This is a genomic window from Paraburkholderia saeva, from assembly GCF_907164555.1.
In the GTDB taxonomy this organism is placed as follows: domain Bacteria; phylum Pseudomonadota; class Gammaproteobacteria; order Burkholderiales; family Burkholderiaceae; genus Paraburkholderia; species Paraburkholderia saeva.
Genome location: NZ_CAJQZC010000014.1, coordinates 108,903 through 132,117 on the forward strand (window position 1 = coordinate 108,903; position 23,215 = coordinate 132,117).

At 63.1% G+C, this 23,215-nt stretch carries 16 protein-coding genes, 2 tRNA genes and 1 pseudogene; 7 read left to right on the forward strand and 12 right to left on the reverse strand.

Going from position 1 to position 23,215, the window contains the following annotated elements; genetic code table 11:
* Window positions 1-73: 73 nt before the first annotated feature.
* Window positions 74-4,141, reverse strand: a complete 4,068-nt coding sequence (gene purL, locus LPA36_RS26885) for a phosphoribosylformylglycinamidine synthase (RefSeq protein ID WP_228883395.1) — start codon at window positions 4,139-4,141, stop codon at window positions 74-76.
* A 304-nt stretch (window positions 4,142-4,445) separates the two neighbouring features.
* Here purL and LPA36_RS26890 point away from each other — a divergent pair, with 304 nt between their 5' ends.
* The 3 genes from LPA36_RS26890 to pgi all read left to right on the forward strand — a co-directional run bounded on the left by LPA36_RS26890 (window position 4,446) and on the right by pgi (window position 9,402).
* Window positions 4,446-5,747, forward strand: a complete 1,302-nt coding sequence (locus tag LPA36_RS26890) for an FAD-dependent oxidoreductase (protein ID WP_228883397.1) — start codon at window positions 4,446-4,448, stop codon at window positions 5,745-5,747.
* 64 nt (window positions 5,748-5,811) lie between these two features.
* Window positions 5,812-7,416: an NAD(P)H-hydrate dehydratase gene (locus tag LPA36_RS26895; RefSeq protein WP_228883399.1), complete on the forward strand. Its 1,605-nt coding sequence runs from the start codon at window positions 5,812-5,814 to the stop codon at window positions 7,414-7,416.
* Between the two features lie 363 nt (window positions 7,417-7,779).
* Window positions 7,780-9,402: a glucose-6-phosphate isomerase gene (gene pgi, locus LPA36_RS26900; protein ID WP_228883401.1), complete on the forward strand. Its 1,623-nt coding sequence runs from the start codon at window positions 7,780-7,782 to the stop codon at window positions 9,400-9,402.
* Between the two features lie 93 nt (window positions 9,403-9,495).
* Here pgi and LPA36_RS26905 read toward each other — a convergent pair whose 3' ends face one another.
* Entirely contained in the window at window positions 9,496-10,185 is a 690-nt protein-coding gene (locus tag LPA36_RS26905) for an ABC transporter ATP-binding protein (protein ID WP_228883403.1), read from the reverse strand.
* A 25-nt stretch (window positions 10,186-10,210) separates the two neighbouring features.
* Between LPA36_RS26905 and LPA36_RS26910 the strand changes: the two genes are divergently transcribed.
* Together LPA36_RS26910 and LPA36_RS26915 are read left to right on the forward strand one after the other, a co-directional pair.
* Window positions 10,211-10,873, forward strand: coding sequence for an arylesterase (locus tag LPA36_RS26910; RefSeq protein WP_407674339.1), 663 nt, complete (start codon window positions 10,211-10,213; stop codon window positions 10,871-10,873).
* 139 nt (window positions 10,874-11,012) lie between these two features.
* Window positions 11,013-11,351, forward strand: coding sequence for a hypothetical protein (locus tag LPA36_RS26915; protein ID WP_228883407.1), 339 nt, complete (start codon window positions 11,013-11,015; stop codon window positions 11,349-11,351).
* Window positions 11,352-11,496: 145 nt separating this feature from the next.
* Here LPA36_RS26915 and LPA36_RS26920 read toward each other — a convergent pair whose 3' ends face one another.
* From LPA36_RS26920 to tig, 8 genes are all read right to left on the reverse strand, one after another.
* Complete coding sequence (locus LPA36_RS26920) at window positions 11,497-13,431, reverse strand: SurA N-terminal domain-containing protein (RefSeq protein WP_228883409.1); 1,935 nt, start codon at window positions 13,429-13,431, stop codon at window positions 11,497-11,499.
* 87 nt (window positions 13,432-13,518) lie between these two features.
* Window positions 13,519-13,595, reverse strand: a tRNA-Asp gene (locus tag LPA36_RS26925).
* Window positions 13,596-13,642: 47 nt separating this feature from the next.
* Window positions 13,643-13,718: transfer RNA gene (locus LPA36_RS26930), tRNA-Val, on the reverse strand.
* 85 nt (window positions 13,719-13,803) lie between these two features.
* Complete coding sequence (locus LPA36_RS26935; protein WP_007585907.1) at window positions 13,804-14,076, reverse strand: HU family DNA-binding protein; 273 nt, start codon at window positions 14,074-14,076, stop codon at window positions 13,804-13,806.
* Between the two features lie 337 nt (window positions 14,077-14,413).
* Window positions 14,414-16,837: an endopeptidase La gene (lon, locus tag LPA36_RS26940; RefSeq protein ID WP_228883411.1), complete on the reverse strand. Its 2,424-nt coding sequence runs from the start codon at window positions 16,835-16,837 to the stop codon at window positions 14,414-14,416.
* Between the two features lie 203 nt (window positions 16,838-17,040).
* Window positions 17,041-18,312, reverse strand: a complete 1,272-nt coding sequence (gene clpX / locus LPA36_RS26945) for an ATP-dependent Clp protease ATP-binding subunit ClpX (protein ID WP_228883413.1) — start codon at window positions 18,310-18,312, stop codon at window positions 17,041-17,043.
* A gap of 185 nt (window positions 18,313-18,497) precedes the next feature.
* Window positions 18,498-19,151, reverse strand: a complete 654-nt coding sequence (gene clpP / locus LPA36_RS26950; protein WP_090533095.1) for an ATP-dependent Clp endopeptidase proteolytic subunit ClpP — start codon at window positions 19,149-19,151, stop codon at window positions 18,498-18,500.
* 144 nt (window positions 19,152-19,295) lie between these two features.
* The gene (gene tig / locus LPA36_RS26955; RefSeq protein WP_228883415.1) at window positions 19,296-20,642 is read right to left on the reverse strand and encodes a trigger factor; all 1,347 of its coding nucleotides are present in this window, start codon (window positions 20,640-20,642) and stop codon (window positions 19,296-19,298) included.
* Window positions 20,643-21,086: 444 nt separating this feature from the next.
* On the opposite strand from tig, the gene LPA36_RS26960 reads away from it, so the two are divergent.
* Together LPA36_RS26960 and LPA36_RS26965 are read left to right on the forward strand one after the other, a co-directional pair.
* Window positions 21,087-22,232 carry a glycerate kinase family protein gene (locus LPA36_RS26960; protein ID WP_228883416.1) on the forward strand — a complete coding sequence of 382 codons (1,146 nt, stop codon included), beginning with the start codon at window positions 21,087-21,089 and terminating at the stop codon, window positions 22,230-22,232.
* Window positions 22,233-22,296: 64 nt separating this feature from the next.
* Window positions 22,297-22,749, forward strand: coding sequence for a MarR family winged helix-turn-helix transcriptional regulator (locus LPA36_RS26965; RefSeq protein ID WP_228883417.1), 453 nt, complete (start codon window positions 22,297-22,299; stop codon window positions 22,747-22,749).
* A gap of 58 nt (window positions 22,750-22,807) precedes the next feature.
* Here the strand turns inward: LPA36_RS26965 and LPA36_RS26970 are convergent.
* Together LPA36_RS26970 and LPA36_RS26975 are read right to left on the reverse strand one after the other, a co-directional pair.
* A pseudogene (locus LPA36_RS26970) lies at window positions 22,808-23,014 on the reverse strand (class II aldolase/adducin family protein); the annotation flags it as partial.
* A gap of 94 nt (window positions 23,015-23,108) precedes the next feature.
* On the reverse strand, window positions 23,109-23,215 hold a 107-nt coding region (locus LPA36_RS26975; RefSeq protein WP_228882385.1), incomplete at its 5' end, for a DUF2950 family protein.

Below are 23,215 nucleotides of genomic sequence, written 5' to 3' on the forward strand. Positions count from 1 at the left end.
CTGCTCCTGCAATCCGCCTTGCTCGGACCGGGCGCCTGAATCCGCGCCCGTCCCGCTGTTCAACGAAGCGCAATCAACCCAGCCGGCGACGTGCGTTCTGGAACGCGCGCATCCACGGGCTTGCCTCGGGCCAGCCTTCCGGATGCCAGCTCATCGTCACGGTGCGATGCACGCGCTCCGTGTGCGGCATCAGCACCGTAAAGCGGCCGTCCGGCGTCGTCACCGACGTGATGCCCTGCGGCGAGCCGTTCGGGTTGAATGGATACTGCTCCGTCGCCTGACCACGGTTGTCGACGAAACGCATCGCCACAGCCACGCGCGCTGCGTCGCCCTGCTGCGAGAAGTCCGCGAAACCTTCGCCGTGCGCGACCGCGACCGGAATGCGCGAGCCTTCCATCCCGTCGAAGAAAATCGACGGCGACGACTGCACCTCGACCAGCGAGAAACGCGCCTCGAATTTCTCGGACTTGTTGCGCGTGAACTTCGGCCAGGCTTCGGCGCCCGGGATCATCGACGCGAGGCTGCTCATCATCTGGCAGCCGTTGCAGATACCGAGCGCGAACGTGTCGGCGCGACCGAAGAACGTCGCGAACATCTCGGCGAGCTGAGGATTGAAGCGGATCGTCTTCGCCCAGCCTTCACCGGCGCCCAGTACGTCGCCGTACGAGAAACCGCCGCAGGCTACCGCGCCCGCGAAATCGGCCAGCGTCGCGCGGCTGGACAGCAGGTCGCTCATGTGGACGTCGTACGCGTCGAAACCGGCGCGGTCGAACGCGTACGCGGTTTCGAGGTGCGAGTTCACGCCCTGCTCGCGCAGGATCGCCACGCGCGGACGCGCGCCCTTGCGAATAAACGGCGCGGCGACATCTTCAGCCGGATCGAAGGTGAGATGCGGCGTGATGCCGGGATCCGCTGCGTCAAGCAGCGTGTCGTGTTCGGCATCGGCGCAGGCCGGGTTATCGCGCAGGCGCGAGATGCGCCAGCTGACTTCGTCCCACGCGCGATGCAGTTCGGTGCGCGGCGCTTCGTAGATCTTCTTCGCGTCGCGCCAGACTTCGAGCGTGTCGCGCTCGTTCGGCTTGCCGATCACGTGCGAGCAGGCGGACAGGCCGTGTTCGCGCAGCGCGCCCAGCACCGCGTCGCGCTCCGCTGCGCGTACCTGGATCACAGCACCGAGTTCCTCGCTGAAGAGCGCGCGGATCGTGCGGTCGTCACGGCGGCCGCTTGTCTGCTTCGCCCAGTCTTTCGCGTCGCCGTAGTCGGACTCGTGATTCGGATCGAGCACCAGCATGTCGACGTTCAGCGACACGCCCACGTGACCCGCGAACGCCATTTCGGCAACCGTCGCCCACAGGCCGCCGTCGGAGCGGTCGTGATACGCCAGCAGCTTGCCGTCGGCATTGAGCGACTGGATCGCGCTGAAGAAGCGCTTGAGGTCTTCGGGGTCGTCGACGTCCGGCACCGTATCGCCGACCTGCTGCGTCACCTGCGCCAGAATGCTCGCGCCAAGGCGGTTCTTGCCGCGGCCGAGGTCGATCGCGATCAGCACCGTGTCGCCCACTTCGCCTGCGCGGCGCAGTTGCGGCGTGAGGTGACGGCGCACGTCTTCGACCGGCGCGAACGCCGAGATGATCAGCGAAACCGGCGCGACCACTTCCTTCGCCACGCCGCGGTCTTCCCACTTCGTGCGCATCGACAGCGAATCCTTGCCGACCGGAATGCCGATACCGAGCGCCGGGCACAGTTCCATGCCGATTGCCTTGACTGTGTCGTAGAGCGCCGCGTCTTCGCCCGGGCTGCCGCACGCGGCCATCCAGTTCGCAGAGAGCTTCAGTTTATCCAGCGATGCAATCGGCGCCGACGCGATGTTCGTCACCGCTTCGCCGACGGCCATACGGCCCGACGCCGGCGCGTCGATGACGGCGAGCGGCGTGCGCTCGGCCATCGTCATTGCTTCGCCACGAAAGCCTGCGTAATCGGCTGCGGTAATCGCGCAGTCGGCAACCGGCACCTGCCACGGACCGACCATCTGGTCGCGCACGCTCGTGCCGCCCACCGAACGGTCGCCGATCGTGATGAGGAACGACTTGCTCGCCACCGTTGGATGACGCAACACGCTCACCGCGACTTCCGACAGATTCACGTGCGTGACATCCACCGGCTGCAGCGCGACCGTTTCGCGCTTCACGTCGCGATGCATGCGCGGCGGCTTGCCGAGCAGTACTTCCATCGGCATGTCGACGGGTTCGTGCGCATCGGCGGTGTGTTTGTCGGTGTCGATGAGTTGCAGCTGGCGCTCGGCGGTTGCCACGCCAATCACCGCGAACGGGCAACGCTCGCGTTCGCAGATCGCCTCGAACATCGGCAGATCGGCTGGCGCGATCGCCAGCACGTAGCGCTCCTGCGCTTCGTTCGACCAGATCTCGCGCGGCGACAGACCGCTCTCTTCCAGCTGGACCTTGCGCAACTCGAAGCGTGCGCCTTTGTCCGCGCCGTCCACCAGTTCCGGGAACGCGTTCGACAGCCCCCCCGCGCCGACATCGTGAATGCTCAGGATCGGGTTCTGCTCGCCCAGCTGCCAGCAACCGTTGATGACTTCCTGCGCGCGCCGTTCGATTTCCGGGTTGCCGCGCTGCACGGAATCGAAGTCGAGCTCGGCCGTGTTCGTACCGGTCGCCATCGAACTGGCCGCGCCGCCGCCCATGCCGATACGCATGCCCGGGCCGCCGATCTGGATCAGCAGTGAGCCTTCCGGCAGGTCGTGCTTGTGCGTGTGCTGGTCCGAGATATTGCCGATGCCGCCCGCGATCATGATCGGCTTGTGATAGCCGCGCACGCGGCCCGCGACGTTCTGCTCGTACACGCGGAAGTAGCCGCCCAGATTCGGCCGGCCGAATTCGTTGTTGAAGGCTGCGCCGCCGAGCGGGCCGTCGATCATGATCTGCAGCGGCGCAGCGATGCGGTCCGGACGGCCGTACGCTTCCTGCGTATCGGCCTCGTTGCGATGCGCGACCGGCTGCGCGGCGTCGCGAGCGTTTTCCCATGCTTCGCGTGCGTCCGGCAGATCGAGGTTCGACACGGTAAAGCCCGCGAGACCCGCCTTTGGACGTGCCCCACGACCCGTCGCGCCTTCGTCGCGGATTTCGCCGCCCGCGCCCGTCGCGGCGCCGGGGAACGGCGAGATCGCGGTCGGGTGATTATGCGTTTCCACCTTCATCAACGTGTGCGTGAGTTCGGTGTGACGGCCGTAATGTTCGGCCATGTCGCCTGACGCCGCCGGCTTGCGCGGGAACCAGCGTTCCGCCATGCCGCCCGCCATGATCGACGAGTTGTCCGAATACGCGACGATCGTGCCCTGCGGGTTCAACTTCTCCGTATTGCGGATCATGTTGAAGAGCGAGATGTCCTGAGGCTCGCCGTCGATCGTCCAGTCGGCGTTGAAAATCTTGTGCCGGCAATGCTCGCTGTTCGCCTGGGCGAACATCATCAGTTCGACGTCGGTCGGATTGCGGCCGAGCTTCGTGAACGCATCGACCAGGTAGTCGATTTCGTCGTCCGCCAGCGCAAGGCCGAGTTCCGCGTTCGCGGCTTCCAGCGCCGTGCGGCCCTCTTTCAGAATGTCGACGGTTTGCAGCGGCTTCGCCGGCAGTTCGTCGAACAGATGCATCGCGTGATCGCGCGACGGCGCAACGCTCTCGGTCATGCGATCGTGCAGCGCGGCGACGACGGCGGCACGCGCCTCGTCGGAGAGCGCCTTCTTGCCGCCCAGCAGGCCCGACTTCAGGATCACCGTGTATTCGACGCCGCGTTCGATGCGGCGCACGTTCGCGAGGCCGCAATGCAGCGCGATGTCGGTCGCCTTGCTGGCCCACGGCGACACCGTGCCGAAGCGCGGCACCACGAGGACGGTTTCGGTCGTACCGCGCTCTTTCGCTGCTTCGAACGGTTCGCCGTAATGCATCAGCGCCTCGATCTTCGCGCTGTCATCGGCCGAAAGCGGCGTCGATGCATTGACGAAATGCAGGAATTGCCCGCGTACGCCGGTGATATTGGCGTCGATGCGGGTGAGCGTTTCGAGCAGACGGGTTTGACGGAAATCGGAGAGGGCCGAAGCGCCGGGGAAACACGAGAAGTGGGCCATGGACTTGACGTTGCGTCGATCAGTCGCGCGTGCAGGCGACGGGAGGCGAAAGGAAGTCGGAGATTATACCTCGGGACGGCCCGTCAGACCCGCCCCACGTAGCGCGACGAACCTTCTGGCAGCAATGTCCGGCGCGCTCCGGCGGCGCATGGCATTGCGGCGGGCAACGTGGCGGCCGGCCCCGTTTGGCTGCTATCATTCGCCCTTTCCACTGACCGGCACGGCAGATTCCCCCACCCGCGCCGCCCGTCACGCATACGGGCACGCCCGGTCACCCGCGTCCTGCCCGCAAATCGAATCAATCATGGATGTCATCGTCATTGGCGGCGGAATCACCGGCGTCGCCACCGCTTATCAGCTGCGCGCGGCCGGTCACCGCGTGTGCGTCGTCGAACGGCATGCGACGGTTGCGCAGGGCGCCACCTACGGCCACAGCGGCACCGTGCTGCCCACGCCGCTCGACGTCTGGTTCGGCCCGACCTTCATGGAAAACCGGCGCACCGCGAAAAGCGGCGTCGTGACCAAAATCGGTTTCAATTCGGGCGCCCGCGATTTTCTGAAGCGCCTTGCCACCTTGCAGGAACCTGCCGCGTTCGAGGAACAGATGGGTCGGCTGCGCCCGCTGATCGAGCTCTCGCGCGATACGCTCGCCGACATCGAAACGCGCTTCGGCCTCGAATTCGAACAGCGTAACGGCGTGCTCCACGTGGTGCGCTCCGCCCACGAATGGGAATTGACCCAGCCGGCGCTCGACCTGCTGCGCCGCTACGAAGTCCCGCATCATGTGCTGACCGCGGCCGAATGCGCCGCGCTCGAACATTCGGTGCCGACCGACCCGGATTTCGCGGGCGGCGTTTATTTCGAATCCGAACGCACCGCGAACTGTCCGCTCTTCGCCAAGCTCGTGAAGCAGCTGCTCGACGAGCAAGGCGGCGTGACATTCCAGACTGGCCGCGAAGTGACCTCGATCCGCGTCGACAACCAGCGCGCCGCCGTCGAACTGGCGCCGCGCACGGGCGATTCGTCGCGATCGCGCGAAGTCGACGTGATTGCGGGCGACGCGATCGTCGTCGCGGCAGGCGTCGGCAGCCTGCCGCTGCTGGAGCAGCTGGGCCTGCGTCTGCCGCTGCATCCGCTGCGTATGCACACGCTCGCCGCACCGGTCGCGCACGAAGAGTGCGTGCCTCACATGACCGTGATCGATGCGGTCAAACGCATCACGATCACGCGTATGAACCATCGTCTGCGCATTGCCGGCGGTGCTGTCGTGCAGCCGGCGAACCTCGTCAACAAGCCGCTTGGCGAGGCGCTCACGCGCGAAGCCCTCGCGCTCCTCGGCCAGGCCACGCACGACTGGATTCCGGGTGCCGCGAAAATCTCGGCGGCCCTGCCCTGGGAAGGTCTGAAGCTGCTCTCGCCGGACGGCATGCCGCTTGTCGGCAACGCGCTGCATCCGCGGCTTTTTGTGAACGCCGGCCACGGGCCCTCCGGTTGGGGAATGGCGTGCGGGTCTGCTAAAGTGATCGCTGATCTCTTCGCCGGTGCGACGCCCGATGTGCCGCCCGATACGCTTGCAGCATTGCGGCCGGAACGGTTTCGCGATTGAGGTTGTTCTGGCGCGACGCGGCCGGGCACGCACCTTTACCGTTTGTCTTCGTCCTGCCTGCGCCATGACCGACACTACGCCGCCCGCCTCCGCCCGCTCCCCCGGTTCCCCCCGTTCCGCCACGCTCGTCGACCCGTACGACCGTCCGCTGCCGCTCCTTTCAGTCGATGCCCTGCGCACGCTCGAAAAGGAAGCCGCCGCGGCACTCCCCGAACACACGCTGATGGCTCGCGCGGGCGCTGCGGCAGCCCGCTTCCTGCTCGACCAGAACGCCCACGAATCGTTTGACTACGCCGATCATCCGGTCTGGCTCGTCGCGGGGCCCGGGAACAACGGCGGCGATGCACTCGTGATGGCGACGGAGCTACACCGCGCCGGCCTCGCGGTCGATGTCTGCATGCCGGTCGAGGTCAAGCCCGACGACGCGCGCCGGGCGCTGGAAGCCGCCCGCGCGGCGGGCGTACCGATCGCGACGACACCACCTGCTTCGTTCGAGCGCTACGGCTGGCTCGTCGACGGCATGTTCGGCATCGGACTCTCGCGGCCGCTCGAAGGCATCTTCGCCGAACTTGCCCGGACGCTGTCCGAACGCGCTCGCAGCAAAGGCCACGTACTCGCGCTCGACGTACCGAGCGGCCTCGACAGCGATACCGGCACCGCCGTCGGTTCGGGTGTGGCCGTGCGCGCAACCCATACCGTCACGTTCATCGGCGCGAAACCGGGGCTGTTCACGGCATCGGGACGCGATCTCGCGGGTTCGGTAACTGTCGCGCCGATCGGCGTCGAGGGTGCGGCCGCCCATACCCAGGTGCAGCTCAACGCACCGTCACTGTTCGGTGCATCGCTGCCGCCGCGTGATTTCGCGGTACACAAGGGCACGTTTGGCAGCCTTGCCGTGATCGGCGGCGACACGGGCATGTGCGGCGCGCCGATTCTCGCTGCACGCGCCGCGCTTTACGCGGGCGCCGGCAAGGTGCACATCGGGTTCATCGGCGGCAGCGCGCCTGCCTACGATGCCCCCCACCCCGAACTGATGCTGAGCGGTGTCGACGATCTCACGCTCGACGCGATGGATGCGCTCGCGATCGGCTGCGGGATGGGTCAGCGCGACCGGGCATCCGCCACCCTTCACGACGCGCTCGAATTCGACGGCCCGATCCTGCTCGATGCCGACGCGCTCAACCTCATCTCTAACGACGACGACCTCGCGGCAGAGGTCCATGCGCGCGGCGCGCAGAACGGCCGCGCCTGCGTGCTGACGCCGCATCCGCTCGAAGCCGCGCGCCTGCTCGGTACCGATGCGCACACGGTGCAGGCCGACCGGCTGGCCGCTGCGCGCTCGCTGGCGGCACGCTACGCGAGCGTCGTCGTGCTGAAAGGGAGCGGCACCGTGATAGCTGCGCCCGATGGCCGCGTCGCGATCAATCCGACGGGCAATGCCGCGCTCGCGACAGGCGGCACGGGGGACGTGCTCGGCGGCATCATCGGCGCGCTGCTCGCGCAGCGCCTGCCGGGCTACGAAGCGGCGCTGGCCGGCGTGTACCTGCACGGCCGTGCCGCCGATACGCTCACTGCGCAAGGCAATGGCCCTGCCGGGCTGAACGCGGGCGAACTGGCGCCCATGGTGCGCACGCTGCTCAATCGCCTGTTCTATCCGCTGCGCGCGTAACGCGCAGGCGCAAGCGGCCTGAAGTCGATGCAGTGAGCGTTGCCCGTTGCCGCCAGGGCGAAGCACCCGTTTTCAACGTCCGCATCCGGTGCGAAGATCGGCGCGCCCGCGCGCTCCCATCATCTGCGACACACGCACGAGGGTGCGCGCTGTCATCCAACGCCGCTATACTGATCGATCGAGCGCATCGCTACGCCGGTCGGCGGCCTGTCCGCATGACGGCGCACGGACCGCCGGACGCAACCCGCGCATTGAACGGTGCGCGCGACGTGGCCGCGCAGCGACGCTTCCGGACTTCACCGCTGGCGGCGCATGCAGCATGCCGCCATCCATTCGTGTCATTTCGCCAGACGGACAGTTTATATGCCATCGAATCCGCTCCCCGCCTCGTCCGCGCTAGAAGCGCACTACGAACAGATCCGCGACGCGCACCTGCGCGACTGGTTCGCGCCCGCGAACGACCCCGCGCCGACCCGTGCCGAACGTTTCACGCTGTCGGGCGGCGGCCTCGCGATTGATTTTTCGAAGAACCGCATCACCGACGAAACGCTGCGCCTGCTGGTTCAACTGGCACGCGAAGCGGGCGTCGAAAAGCGCCGCGACGCGATGTTTGCGGGGGACATCGTGAACCCGACCGAGGGCCGCGCCGCGTTGCACACAGCACTGCGCGCCACCGATCCGAAAGCGCCGTTCAACGCGCAGATCAAGGCCGAGCAGGCCAAAATGGCCGCGTTCGCGGACCAGGTTCGCAGCGGCGCATGGACGGGATACACCGGCAAACGCATTCGCTACGTGGTGAACATTGGCATCGGCGGCTCGGATCTCGGACCGAAGATGGTCGTGCATGCGCTGCATCATCTGGCATTGCCTGAGATCAAGTCGTTCTTCGTGTCGAACGTCGACGGCGCGGACATGTACCGCGTGCTCGAGCAGATCAATCCGGAAGAGACGCTTGCGATCGTCGTATCGAAGACCTTCACCACGCTCGAGACGATGACCAACGCGCATTCGATGCGCGACTGGTTCGTCAAAAGCGGGTGCCCGGAAAGCGCGCTCGCGAAGCATTTCGTCGGCGTGTCGGCGAATCCGGCTGAAGTCGTGAAGTTCGGCATCGCGAAGGAAAACATCTTCGAGATGTGGGACTGGGTTGGCGGCCGCTATTCGTTGTGGTCGGCCTGCGGTCTGTCGATCATGATTTCGGTCGGCCCGGCGCACTTCGCGGAACTGCTCGCGGGCGCGAACGAGATGGACCAGCATTTCCGCGATGCCCCACTTGAACGCAATCTGCCGGTGCTGCTAGGCATGATCGGCATCTGGTATCGCAACTTCTTCGGCTCGCAGAGCTATCTCGTCGCGCCGTATTCGGAGGCGCTGCACTATCTGTCTTCGTACCTGCAGCAGCTCGAAATGGAGAGCAACGGCAAATCGGCGCGGCTCGACGGCAGGATCGTCGATTACCCTACGTCCGCGGTCACGTGGGGCGAACCCGGCACGAACGGGCAGCACGCGTTCTTCCAGATGCTGCATCAAGGGCCGACGATCGTGCCGATCGACTTCGTCGCAGTGCTCACGCCGGAACATCCTCTTGCCGATCATCATCCGAAACTGCTCGCGAACTGCTTTGCGCAAAGCGAAGCGCTGATGCTCGGCCGCACGCTCGAAGAAGCGAAGAAGGTAGCGGGCCCGGACAAGCCTGAACTCGCGCCGCATCTGATGTTCCCCGGCAACCGCCCGACCACGACGATTCTTGTCGATGCGTTGACCGCGCGTTCGCTCGGCGCGCTGATCGCGATGTACGAACACAAGGTGCTCGTGCAGGCGTCGGTGTGGAACATCAACCCGTTCGACCAGTGGGGCGTCGAGCTCGGCAAGATTCTCGGCAAGGTCGTCGAGGCGGATCTGACGGCGGCTTCCGTGGATGAAAAGAAACACGATTCGTCGACGTCCGCGCTCATCAATCGCGCCCGTGCTGCATTGAAGCGCTGATCCGGTGGCGTAGCGCGATGTGCAAATGAAAACGGATGCTTCGGCGTCCGTTTTTTGCATGCGTTGAAACGCACAGGCTTCTTCCAGCAGGTCTCACACGACCAGACGCCCCGCCTCGATCGTGACGGTTCTGTCGCAGCGCCGCGCGAGCTCGATATCGTGCGTCACCAGCACGAGCGTCGCGCCATTTGCCCGGTTCATCTCAAACATGAGGTCGATCACGGCATGGCCTGTTGCGGCGTCGAGGCTGCCCGTCGGTTCGTCTGCAAAGAGGATCGCCGGATGCGTAACGAACGCGCGCGCGAGCGCCACACGTTGCTGCTCGCCACCTGATAGCAGCTTCGGATAATGCGCTGTCCGCTTGCCGAGCCCGACCTGATCGAGCAGCGAGCGCGCCCGTGTCGCAGCGTCGCGTGTCGAGATGCCGCCTTGCAGTTCGAGCGGCAACGTCACGTTTTCAAGCGCAGTCAGATGCGGCATCAACTGGAACGACTGGAACACGAAACCGACCGAGCCACTTCGTAACGCGGCGCGGCCGTCTTCGTCGAGTTCGGAGAGCTCACGGCCCAGCAGGCGAACCGAGCCGGCGCTCGCGCTGTCCAAACCGGCTAGCAGTCCCAGCAACGTGGACTTGCCCGAACCGGACGCGCCGACGATCGCCACGCTGCTGCCCGGCTCGATTGAAAGATCGATATGATCGAGAATCGTCAGGTCGCCCGTTGCATCCTTAACCCGCTTGCTCAAACCCCGTACTTCAATGACTGGATCAGTTTTATTTTGCATGGTGAAGCACAGGTTGAAGTTGCGCATGCTGGCGCTGGGTGCCGCAGTCGGCGCCGCCGCGTGGATGGCGATCGTGCCGCACGCAGCCGATGCCGCCAATACCGCTGCCAGCGCCGCCACTTCGGCATCGGACAAGCCGGTGATTGTCGTGCTCGGCGACAGCATCTCCGCCGAGTACGGCCTGCCTCGCGATACGGGCTGGGTCGCGTTGATGCGCCGCCGGCTGGCCGACGAGCGCATCGATTATAACGTCGCCAATGCAAGCATCAGCGGCGACACCACGAGCGGCGGACTCGCGCGCCTGCCCGCGTTGATGCAGCGTCTGAAACCTTCGGTGGTGATCGTCGAACTCGGCGCCAACGACGCGCTGCGCGGCGTTCCACTCAATACAACCGAAGGCAACCTTCGGACGATTATCGAGCAGTCGCAAAAGGCGCACGCAAAGGTGGTGCTGGTGGGTATGTATGTACCTCCTAATTACGGCCCTGAGTACACACAAAAGTTCCACGGCCTGTATGGCGATCTGTCGAAGCAGTTTCACGTGCCGCTCGTACCGTTTCTGCTCGCGGGAATCGAGGACAAACCCGACATGTTCCAGGCCGACCAGATTCACCCGACACAGCAGGCACAACCTGTCCTGCTGGACAACGTATGGCCCGCGTTGAAGCCGTTATTGCGCGCGCCCTGATCGCCCCATTCCAGGGGCCCGAGCAGTTTTAACAACTTGTTTCGAATACGCGGGAACGAGGCCGGCCTTGGTTGATCTGACACTATCGCCTACCCTTGAAAACCCGGCTCGAAATTGAGCGATTTTGGAAGGAGATGACGTGAAATACTTACCGCTTATCGCTTTGACCGTGGCAATTTCTGCCTGTGCAGCACAACCGCCGGCAGGCGTTCAATCCGTCGGACAAAGCCAGCAGCCGCCGAAGGTCGTCGGCCAATGTATTGCGAAGAAGTGGGCCGACAAATCGCAACAGCAGGTGGTATCGCAAAACACCCTCGCGAACGATGCCGCCATGGATGTCTATGTTCCGGGCCAGCAACCGCCCAGCGGCGCCGCCGCAGTGGTGCGTCCGTCATATACCGGCTCCGGCACATGGGTCGGCTTCCGCTCAGGTGGCGGCGGCGGTGGCGACACGAGCGACATCACGGCCTGCCTCTAACGCCGGCGCCGCTGATGTCATGGCGTGAGGCACCGCGTCTCGCGGCCCTCGCGCATATAAACAAAAAGCCCCGCCAGAGTGCGGGGCTTTTTGCTGTCCTGCCAATGCGACGCCGAGCTGGCTGCGTCGCATCGAACCAGACAGATTACTCTGCGGGCTGTTGCGCCGAACCATCCATCGCACCGAAGAATTTCACCTTCGAGCGTGCACGCAGCGCGTCGACATACGCTTCGACCTGCGATTGCGCGTTGACCTGCGCGATCTGCTGCTGGGCCGCGGCAAGACGTTGTGCATCGACCGCATTGCCCGGCAGCACGGCGTTCACGCGATAGATTGCGTAGCCGTCGTCGCCGAGATCCACGCCCACATAGGCCGGCAGCTTCTGTGCATCCGTCTTGTAGATCGCGCTCAACGCAGCCAGCGGCACGCCTTGCGCATCGTTGCGCGAGACCTTCAGCGCCGACGAGAAACCTTCCGTTGACTTCGACTTCTGTAGATCTGCGAGCTTCGCCACGCCGTCCTTGCGCGCCATCTCCGCCGACTGCTGCGCCACGACCTTCTGGCGCACTGCATCCTTGACGACGTCGAGTGCCGGCACGGTCGCCGCCTTGTAGTCGATGACGTGCGCTGCGATCAGCGTGTTGCCGCCCACGTCGATGGCCTGCGTGTTGTTCCTCGACTTCGTCGCGTCGCTCGAAAACACCGCGGCCAGGAACTTCGCGTTGTTAAGCGGGCTGTCCGGCGGCAATTTCGCGTCCGGCTGCGACGTGACCGTAGCAGTCTGGATCTGCAGCTTGTACTTGTCGGCGGCCGGTTGCAGGCTCTTTGCCTGTTCGTACACGATCGACGTAAAGCCTTCCGAGTCGTCAGCGAACGCCCGGGTGGCCTGCTGCGTCTTCAGATCCTTGATGATCGAGTCCTTCACTTCGTCGAGCGGCTTCGTGACCGCGGGCTTCACGTCCGTCATCTTGACGATGTGATACCCAAAATCCGTTTGCACGATGCCGCTGATTTCATCCTTCTTCAGCTTGAACACAGCGTCGTCGAAGGCCTTGCCGCCAGCAATCATGCCCGGACCGAAATAGCCCAGATCGCCGCCTTTCGACGCCGAGCCCGGATCCTGCGAGTTCTGCTGCGCGATCTGCGCGAACTGGTCCGGATGCGCCTTGACCTGCGCAAGCACTTCGTCGGCCTTCTGCTTTGCCTTGGCCTTGTCTGCCGCGCTTGCATCTTTCGGCGCCACGATCAGGATGTGGCTTGCGCGTACTTCGCCTTCCGTGCGGTAGTGCGCGACATTGTCGTCGTAGTATTTCTTGACGTCGGCGTCGGACGGTTGGACGGCAGCGGCGAGCACGGCCGGCGACATCACGACATACTGGATCGTCGCGGTTTCAGGCGTGGCGAACGCCTCGCGGTGCGCGTCGTAGTACGCCTGCAACTGCGCGTCCGTGGGCTGCACCTTCGATGCGTAATCGCGTGCGTGAAACGCAAGGCCCTGCACTTCGCGCTGCTGTTCGGCGAGATCAGTAAGGCGCTGCGCGAGTGTCTTCGACGTGAACGCGCTCGACTGGATCGCCGCGGGCAATTGCTGCGTGGCGAGACCGTAACGCACGCGTTCGTCGTATTGCTCGGGCGTCATGCCCTGCATCGCGAGCAGCTGCTTGTAGCGGTCGACATCGATCGTACCGTCAGGATTTTTCAGCGAAGAGATGACGGGGTCGGACATCAACGTGCGGCGTACCGCGTCGTCGGATGCCGTCAGGTGCAGACGCTGCGTTTCATCGGCGAGCACACGCTCCTGAATCAGGCCGTCGAGCATGTCGCGGCGACGCTCGGGCGTATCGAACGACTTCATGTCGAACTGTGCACCGAGTACCTGACGTGCGCGGTCGAGCTGCTGGCGCATCGCGTTGTCGTATTCGACACGCGTGATCTTGTGACCGTTGACGCTTGCGACGTTCGCGCTTTCGTCAAAGAAACCGCGGAAGCCCTGGATACCGACAAATCCCAACCCCGGCACAATGACGAGGATGAGCATGAACATCATCAGGCGTTTGTGATTGCGGAAAAAATCGAGCATGCGTGAGGGTTGGCCAAAAACAGAACGCCCGATATTACAACAGCGGGCAATAAAAAAGGCGAACCGTAGTTCGCCTTTCGAAGATACTGGCGGAGTGGACGGGACTCGAACCCGCGACCCCCGGCGTGACAGGCCGGTATTCTAACCGACTGAACTACCACTCCTTGTTTACTGCATCTTTACCGCACGTTCGTTGTGACACATCGGGAACTGGTGGGTGCTGAGAGGCTCGAACTCCCGACCTACGCCTTGTAAGGGCGCCGCTCTACCAACTGAGCTAAGCACCCGTTCCGCGTGTGCTGCACATCGAACTGACGCTGACTGGTGAACTGTATCAGGTAGCTTTTACAAGAACCTCAGCCAGCGAGCCCATTAGTTTAGCGCATCCTTTAGCGCTTTGCCAGGCCTAAATTTAGGCACCTTGGCTGCCTTGATCTTGATCGCAGCGCCCGTGCGCGGATTGCGACCCGTGCGTGCCGTACGCTTGCCGACGGCAAACGTACCGAAGCCGACCAGCGTAACCGAACCGCCCTTCTTCAACGTCCCTTTGACGCCACCAATCACAGCATCGAGCGCACGTCCCGCTGCAGCTTTCGAAATGTCTGCCTGTTGCGCAATGTGATCGATCAATTCCGTCTTGTTCATTCCAGCCCCCGAGAATGTTATTGGGCAATCGTGATAGCGCCTTTGGCGCCGGTTTATAAGCAGGCACGGCACAATTCGCCGGGCCAGCTAATTAGAATGGGCCGAAACCCTTGTGTCAAGCGGGGTTGAGCCTGATTCGGGCGCACATTCTGCGCCGGATTTATGACGGAATTTTGCGGACGATCGATGCGTGCGCAACCAGTTTGGCCGGCGTCGAGGCGTTTTTCGCACATGTTGGGAAAACGACGCGAAAACCAGCCCGCGCAAACGTTCCAGGCAACAAAAAACCCGCGGCGCGGCCGCGGGTTTTTTGTGCTGCAGGAACCGCCGGGGTCGATTAGTGCTTCACGACTTCCGATGCGGGATCCTTGGCCGGTTCAGCTGCGACCGGCGTTGCTGCTGCCTTCGGTTCTTCTTCCGGCAACGGCTGCGGCGTACGTTCGAGCGCAAGTTCGAGCACCCGGTCGATCCAGCGGACCGGCATGATTTCGATTGCGTTCTTCACGTTGTCCGGAATCTCCGTCAGATCCTTGACGTTCTCTTCCGGGATCAGCACCAGCTTGATACCGCCACGATGCGCGGCCAGCAGCTTTTCCTTCAGGCCGCCGATCGGAAGCACTTCGCCGCGCAACGTGATTTCGCCCGTCATCGCGACATCGGCACGCACCGGAATGCCGGTCAGCACCGACACCAGCGCGGTCGTCATCGCGATACCGGCCGAAGGACCGTCCTTCGGCGTCGCGCCTTCCGGCACGTGGATGTGAATATCCTGCTTCTCGAACGCTTCGTCCTTGATGCCAAGACGACGCGAGCGCGAGCGGACCACCGAGCGCGCTGCTTCGACGGATTCCTTCATCACATCGCCGAGCGAACCGGTGCGGATCACATTGCCCTTACCCGGCATGACCGCGGCTTCGATCGTCAGCAGATCGCCACCGACTTCCGTCCACGCGAGCCCCGTGACCTGACCGACCTGGTTTTCCTTCGCAGCCAGACCGAAGTCGTATTTGCGCACGCCGAGGAATGTATCGACATTGCTGCCGTCGACCTTCACCGCGCCTTCCGCCTTCTTCAGCAGCAGCATCTTCACGACCTTGCGGCAGATCTTCGAGATTTCACGCTCGAGCGAACGGACGCCCGCTTCACGCGTGTAATAACGAATGATGTCGCGAATGGCCGTTTCCGCCACGTCGACTTCGCCTTCCTTCAGGCCGTTGTTCTTCTTCTGCTTCGGCAGCAGGTAACGTTGCGCGATGCTGACCTTTTCGTCTTCCGTGTAACCCGACAGACGGATCACTTCCATCCGGTCGAGCAGCGGCGGCGGAATGTTCAGCGAGTTCGACGTCGCCACGAACATCACATCCGACAGATCGAAGTCGACTTCGACGTAGTGATCGGCGAACGTATGATTCTGTTCCGGATCAAGCACTTCCAGCAGCGCCGAAGACGGATCGCCGCGGAAATCCTGGCCCATCTTGTCGACTTCGTCGAGCAGGAAGAGCGGATTGCGCACGCCGACCTTCGTCAGGCTTTGGAGGATCTTGCCCGGCATCGAACCGATGTACGTACGACGGTGACCGCGAATTTCGGCTTCGTCGCGCACGCCGCCCAACGCCATGCGCACGAACTTGCGGTTCGTTGCACGAGCGATCGACTGGCCAAGCGACGTCTTGCCGACCCCCGGAGGCCCAACGAGGCACAGGATCGGCGCCTTGACCTTATCCACACGTTGCTGGACCGCGAGATACTCGAGAATGCGTTCCTTCACTTTCTCGAGACCGAAGTGGTCTTCGTCGAGCACGGTTTCGGCGTTCGTGAGGTCGTTGTTGACCTTGCTCTTCTTGCGCCACGGCAGGCCGATCAGCGTATCGATGTAGTTGCGCACGACCGTCGCTTCGGCGGACATCGGCGACATCAGCTTGAGCTTCTTCAGTTCGGCGTCAGCCTTCTTCTTGGCTTCCTTCGGCATGCGCGCGGCGGTGATGCGCTTCTCGAGTTCTTCGAGATCCGCACCTTCTTCGCCTTCGCCGAGTTCCTTCTGGATCGCCTTGACCTGCTCGTTCAGGTAGTACTCGCGCTGGCTCTTTTCCATCTGGCGCTTCACGCGCCCACGGATGCGCTTTTCGACCTGGAGAATGTCGATTTCGGCTTCGAGCTGCGCGAGCAGATGCTCGAGGCGCTCGATGACCGGGAACATCTCGAGGATGTGCTGCTTCTGGTCGAGCTTGAGGGGCAGATGCGCGGCGATCGTATCGGCCAGGCGCCCTGCTTCATCGATGCCCGACAGCGACGTGAGAATCTCCGGCGGGATCTTCTTGTTCAGCTTCACGTACTGGTCGAACTGCGACACGATCGCGCGGCGCAGCGCTTCAGTTTCAGCGCTGTCGGCGTGGTCGGGTTCGAGCGGCATGACTTCGCACGAAAACTGCGTTTCCTGTTCTTCGATGGAAAGCGTCTTCGCGCGCTGAAGACCTTCGACGAGGACCTTCACGGTGCCGTCGGGCAGTTTCAGCATCTGCAGGATGTTGGCGATACACCCTGTTTCGTACATGTCCTTTTCGGTCGGCTCATCTTTCGCAGCCGTTTTCTGGGCGACGAGCATGATGTGCTTGCCGCCTTCCATCGCTGCTTCGAGAGCCTTGATCGACTTCGGGCGGCCTACGAAGAGCGGAATCACCATGTGCGGGAATACGACTACGTCACGCAGCGGGAGCAGCGGGAGTGTAGTGCGTTCCGGCGGAAGGAGTTGGGTTCCTGACATTTCATTTCCCCATGAGTGGAATCAGTTCGTTCGATAGGTGAGGTCAGCAAAAAAAATTGCAAGGCCTCCGCGTGTGGGAAAAGTTCAGTGACTCCGAAGGTTCAGTGACTCCAAGTAGAAAAACAACCATCCTGACCACAAGATAAACGAAAAAGCCGTTCACGTCGCCATGAACGGCTTTTTTGCAGAACCCGGAAAGCCGATCAATTCGAACCCGCGACCTTGGGCGCGTCTTCGTAGATCAGCAACGGTTTGCCGTCGCCATCGATGACGTTGTCGTCGATGATGACCTTGCTTACGCCCTTCATCGTCGGCAACTCGTACATGACATCGAGCAAGGCCTGTTCCAGGATCGACCGCAGACCCCGGGCACCCGTCTTGCGACGGATCGCCTTGCGCGCGACAGCCTGCAGCGCACCCGGTCGGATCTCCAGTTCCACGCGCTCCATATTAAAGAGCTTGTGATACTGCTTGATCAGCGCGTTCTTCGGTTCGACCAGGATTTTCATCAGCGCGACTTCGTCGAGCTTGCCGAGCGTGGCCACCACCGGCAGACGGCCGATCAGTTCCGGAATCAGGCCGAACTTGATCAGATCTTCCGGTTCGACTTCGCGCAGCACTTCGCCCGCGTCGCGATCCTGCTTGCTCTTGACGCTCGCGCCGAAGCCGATGCCGGTCTTTTCCGTACGGTCAACAATGACCTTTTCGAGGCCGTCGAATGCGCCACCGCAGATGAACAGGATGTTCGTGGTGTCGACCTGGATGAAGTCCTGGTTCGGATGCTTACGGCCACCTTGCGGGGGCACCGAAGCCATCGTACCTTCGACCAGCTTCAGCAACGCCTGCTGCACGCCTTCGCCCGACACATCGCGGGTGATCGACGGGTTATCCGACTTGCGGCTGATCTTGTCGATTTCGTCGATGTAGACAATGCCGCGCTGCGCCTTGTCGACTTCGTAATTGCAGTTCTGCAGCAGCTTCTGAATGATGTTCTCGACGTCCTCGCCGACGTAGCCGGCTTCCGTCAGCGTTGTTGCATCGGCAATAACAAACGGGACGTTGAGAAGACGCGCGAGCGTCTGCGCGAGCAGCGTCTTGCCGGAGCCCGTTGGGCCGATCAGCAGGATGTTGCTCTTCGACAGCTCGATTTCATCTTTCTTGTCGAGATGCTTCAGGCGCTTGTAGTGGTTGTACACTGCCACCGCGAGGATTTTCTTCGCGCGTTCCTGGCCGATCACATACTGATCGAGGATTTCGCGGATTTCCTGCGGACTCGGCAGATCGGACTTGGACAGGCCCGTTTCCACGCCCGAGCCAGCAGCCTCGTCGCGGATGATTTCGTTGCACAGATCGATACATTCATCGCAGATGAATACCGACGGTCCGGCAATCAGTTTTTTGACTTCATGCTGACTCTTGCCGCAGAACGAGCAATACAACAGCTTTTCGCTGTTAGAACCTTTCTTGTCCGCCATAGATGTGTGAGCCTCCGGACACTCGATTACATAATACGCCGTTTGCTCCAGCCTCGCAGTCGGCCCAGGACGACGCGCGAAAGCGGGTGCGGCGTGTTCGCCGCAGGCGCTCAGGGATGGGTCAGATGCTTCTCATTGGATTGTCGTCCGACCCTTTGCCCTGTTTTGGGGCACATCGCACCCGATCACGGACGCTTGTGCAGAACCTGGTCAACGAGACCGTAAGCCTGCGCGTCGTCGCCCGACATGAAGTTGTCGCGATCGGTGTCGCGCGCAATGCGTTCGACCGGCTGACCCGTGTGATGCGCGAGCAGCTGGTTCAGACGTTCCTTCAGGTACAGGATTTCGCGCGCCTGAATTTCAATGTCCGACGCCTGACCGCGTGCGCCACCCAGCGGCTGGTGAATCATGACACGCGCGTTCGGCAGCGTGAAACGCTTGCCCTTCGCGCCGGCAGCCAGCAGGAATGCGCCCATGCTCGCGGCGAGGCCCATGCACAGCGTCGACACGTCCGGCTTGATGAACTGCATCGTGTCGTAAATCGCCATGCCGGCCGACACCGAGCCGCCCGGGCTGTTGATGTAGAAGCTGATGTCCTTGTCAGGATTCTCGCTTTCGAGGAACAGCAACTGCGCGACAACGAGATTGGCCGTCTGGTCATTCACTTCACCGACCAGAAACACCACCCGCTCCTTCAGGAGACGCGAGTAGATGTCGTACGAACGCTCGCCACGTCCGCTCGTTTCCACGACGATCGGAACAAGTCCGAGCGCCTGCGCCTCGAGATCCCGGGGCGCGTGGGAGGCTAACGTGTCCAGCAATTGAGCGCGAAAGGTCATGCAATGGATCCTTGTCTGGAATGTTCTTGTTCGTGAGGCAGGTGAGTACGGCGACGCCAGTTTCAAGCCCGCACGATACGCGGAACATAAAAAAACGGCGTGCGGGCCGTCGCTCCGACAGCCGGCACGCCGTTACAACGACGCTTACGCCTGCGCCGTTGCGCTTGCCAGTTCTTCGAAGCTCACTTCCTTGTCCGTCACTTTGGCCTTGCCGAGGACGAAATCGACGACGTTGGCTTCAACGACGTACGCTTCCATTTCAGCCAGGCGCTGCTGGTTCGAATAATACCAGCGGACGACTTCCTTCGGGTCTTCGTAGCTTTTCGCGAATTCGTCGACTTCAGCGCGGATCTGTTCCGGCTTCGCCTGCAGCTCGTTTGCCTTGACGAGTTCAGCCAGCACGAGGCCAAGCTTCACGCGGCGCTCGGCCTGCTCGGCGAACATTTCCGCCGGGATCGGCGCGTCGGCTGCGTTCGGCACGCCGCGTTGCTGCAGATCCTGACGCGCCATTTCGACGAGGCGTTGCTGGTCCTGCTCGATCAGCGCCTTCGGCACGTCGAGTTCCGAGATCTTCAGGAGCGCGTCCATGACCTGGTTCTTGACGATGGCCTGCGTGCGACGCTTCGCTTCGCGCTCGAGGTTGTCCTTGATCTCTGCGCGCATCTTGGCCTGATCGCCGTCTTCGATACCGAGCGACTTCGCGAATTCAGCGTCGATTTCCGGCAGATGCGGCCATTCGATCTTCTTCATCGTGATCGTGAACTGCGCCGTTTTGCCAGCGACGTCCTTGCCGTGGTAGTCGGCCGGGAACGCCAGGTCGAATTCTTTCGATTCGCCAACCTTCAGGCCAAGCGCCGCCTTTTCGAATTCCGGCAGCATGCGGCCTTCGCCGAGCACGAATGCGAAATCGTCGGCGCTGCCGCCCTGGAACACTTCACCGTCGATCTTGCCGACGAAGTCGAGCGTCACGCGATCCGCGTCTTTCGCTGCGGTTTCGCCGCCGCCGTCGCCATGCTCGCCGGCTTCGCCGCGTGCGTGGTAGTGCACGCGCTGCTTGCGCAGGATATCCAGCGTGCGGTCGATTTCCGCTTCGCTGATGGTGGTCGTCGTGCGTTCGATTTCAGCCGTCGCGACATCGCCCAGCTTCACTTCCGGGTAGACCTCGAACGTGGCGTCGAACGCGTAGTCGTTTTCAGCAGCGTCGGCCTTCGGTGCGAAGCTCGGCTGACCGGCCACGCGCAGGTTCTCAGCGCGGCTGATGTCGAAGAACTCCTTGCCGACCTTGTCGCTCAGCACTTCAGCTTCCACCTGGCCCGAATACTGTTGCGTCACCATTTTGAGCGGCACCTTGCCCGGGCGGAAGCCCGGCATGCGCACATTCTTCGCCAGCTGGCGGATACGCGAGTCCACTTCCTTCTGCACAGTGTCTTTCGGCAGGGAAATCGTTACGCGGCGTTCGAGCTTGCCGAGGTTTTCAACAACGTTAGCCATGGCTTCAATCGTCCTAAAATTATTCGAGCGAATCAGTTATCTTTTCCGCGCTGCCTCTCGATGCGGCTTTTCACGCCCGGTCCGGGCACAGCCTGCATCGATCGCGCACCTCTCGCCGCGGGCCCTCGGGGCGCCTGCAACGCGGTTTGGGTCAGAAGAGCCGAATATTTTAGCAAACTATTTGCGCGCCTAGCCGGGATTCGATCTTTCTCCCCATTTTTTGATGCCATCAGGCCCGGATTTCGCGCTTTTTCCGGGTTTTCCAGCACAGACGACATGTGTTTCCGGCAAGGTGCGCCCCGCCATGTCAAACGGCCCGGCAACTGGATGGCCGCTATGCCGTCCGGCATATTCAGTGGCAGACGGCATGCTGCTAAGCTATCGCCCACGCTCGCGCCTCACGCCGCGATGTCCATCCCCCGCCAACAACCCATACGAGACACCATGCCGAACCTGTCGTCCACGCCTGTCGTCGTCATCGCTCCAGATTCCTTCAAAGGCTCGCTTGGCGCCGATCAGGTCGCCGCGGCCATTGCCGCCGGCATCCAGCGCGCGCGCCCCGACGCGGTCGTGCGCACGTGCCCGATGGCCGATGGCGGCGAAGGCACGCTCGACGCCATGCTCACGGGCGGCGGCAAGCGTTCCATGCTGTCGGTGCGCGGCGCGGCGGGCCCGGTGCGCGAAGCGGCCACGGGTCTCCTCGCCGACGGCAGTGCGATCATCGAAACGGCGGAAGTCGTCGGGATTACCGATCCGGTCGGCATGGGCGTGCCCGTCGAAGCGCGTAGTACGCGGGGCATGGGCGAAGCGATCCGTGCGCTGCTCGATACCGGCGTACGCAGATTCTTCGTCGCGCTCGGCGGCAGCAGCACGAACGATGGCGGAGCGGGACTGCTCGTCGGGCTCGGGCTGAAACTGTTCGACGCGCAAGGTCAGGAACTTGAGCCCACCCCCGAACAACTTGCGAAGCTCGCGCGCGTCGACGCGTCGCAACTCGACGCACGGCTCGCTGAAACGAGCTTCACCGGCATGTCGGATGTCGATAACCCGCTCACCGGCGAACATGGCGCGACTGCGGTGTTCGGTCCGCAAAAAGGCGTGAAGCCCGAGCAGGTTTCGACAATCGACGCGGCGCTCGCCCGCTTCGCCGATCTGCTCGAGCCCGCGCTCAATCGCCGTGCGCGCGATGCAGCTGGTGCGGGTGCAGCGGGCGGGCTGGGTTTCGCGCTTCACATGCTCGGCGCGCAGTTCGAGCCAGGTGCTGAGGTGGTCGCACGGCAGATCGGCCTTGACGCCGCGCTCGAAGGCGCCAACTGGCTGATCACGGGCGAAGGCCGCTCGGACGTCCAGACGCTGCATGGCAAGGCGCCGTTCATCGCATGCCGGCACGCCGCGGCGGCTGGCGTGCCGGCCACGTTGCTTTCCGGCGCGATCGACTCCGCCGCGTTGCCTCGACTGTCTGAACATTTCACGGGTTGCTTCTCGCCCGCACCGGGGCCGATCACGCTCGACGTGGCGATCCGGGACGCGGCGCGACTGCTCGCGAACGAGGCAGAACAGCTTACCCGGCTGAAATACGGCGCGCGTTGACCGGCCAGGCGGATGCGGCAACAATCACAGCGGCACGATTGCATCCACCCAACCCAGGGACATCATGAAGGCATCCGCCAAATCCGGACTCGAGCAGTTCCTGACGTATCGTCTGCACGTTCTGAACAAGCTCGCCGAACGCGGCATCGGTGAACGCTACCAGGAGAAGCTCGACGTCACATTGCCGGAAGCACGCGTGATTGCGTCGGTGGGATCGTTCGGACCGTTTTCGATCATGGATCTCGCGCGGCACGCGAATCTCGACAAGAGCCAGGCAAGCCGTGCGGCCGAGGCGCTCATCAAGCAGGGGCTCGTCAAGCGTGAATCGAGCGAAGACGATGGTCGTGTTGTGCTCGTTTCGCTAACTGCGGAAGGACGCGCGCTGTATCGTCGCGTGATGCCGATTGCGCGTAAATGGAACCTCGATCTCTTCGCGTGCCTCGACGAGAACGAACAGGCCGCATTGAGCAACGCGCTCGACAAGGTGATCCAGAGCATGCAGGCGCGGGAAGTCTGACGTTCATCGACGACATGCCGGCGGCAACCGCACGCCGCCCGTGCGTGACCGCGTCACGTCATGTCCTGTACGAAGGATCAATCCGGTCGACCTGGCGCAGCAACGCATCCAGCACATCCTGACCCGCGCCGTGGCGCGGATCGAACTGCAACGCGTCCCGCGAGCAGCGCGCGGCGACTTCGCCAGAGATGACGCGCGCCAGGCCCAGTGCCGCTGTCGCGAGCTGGATCTCGCACGCGCGATTGAGCGTCCACAGGCGTGAAAACGCGAGCGCGATCAGCGCAGGCGAGGCGTATCGGGTTGCGTGTGCAAGCAGCATGCGCCACGAGGCCGCCAGGCAACAGCAAGCAGAGCGCGCATCACGGTGACTCCTTCACCCATCCGGGGCCGGGATCGAACGACTTCATCGCCGCCGCCTTCTTTGCCCCGTCGGGGCCAAGGTCGTTCGAATAGACCTGTCCCGCAT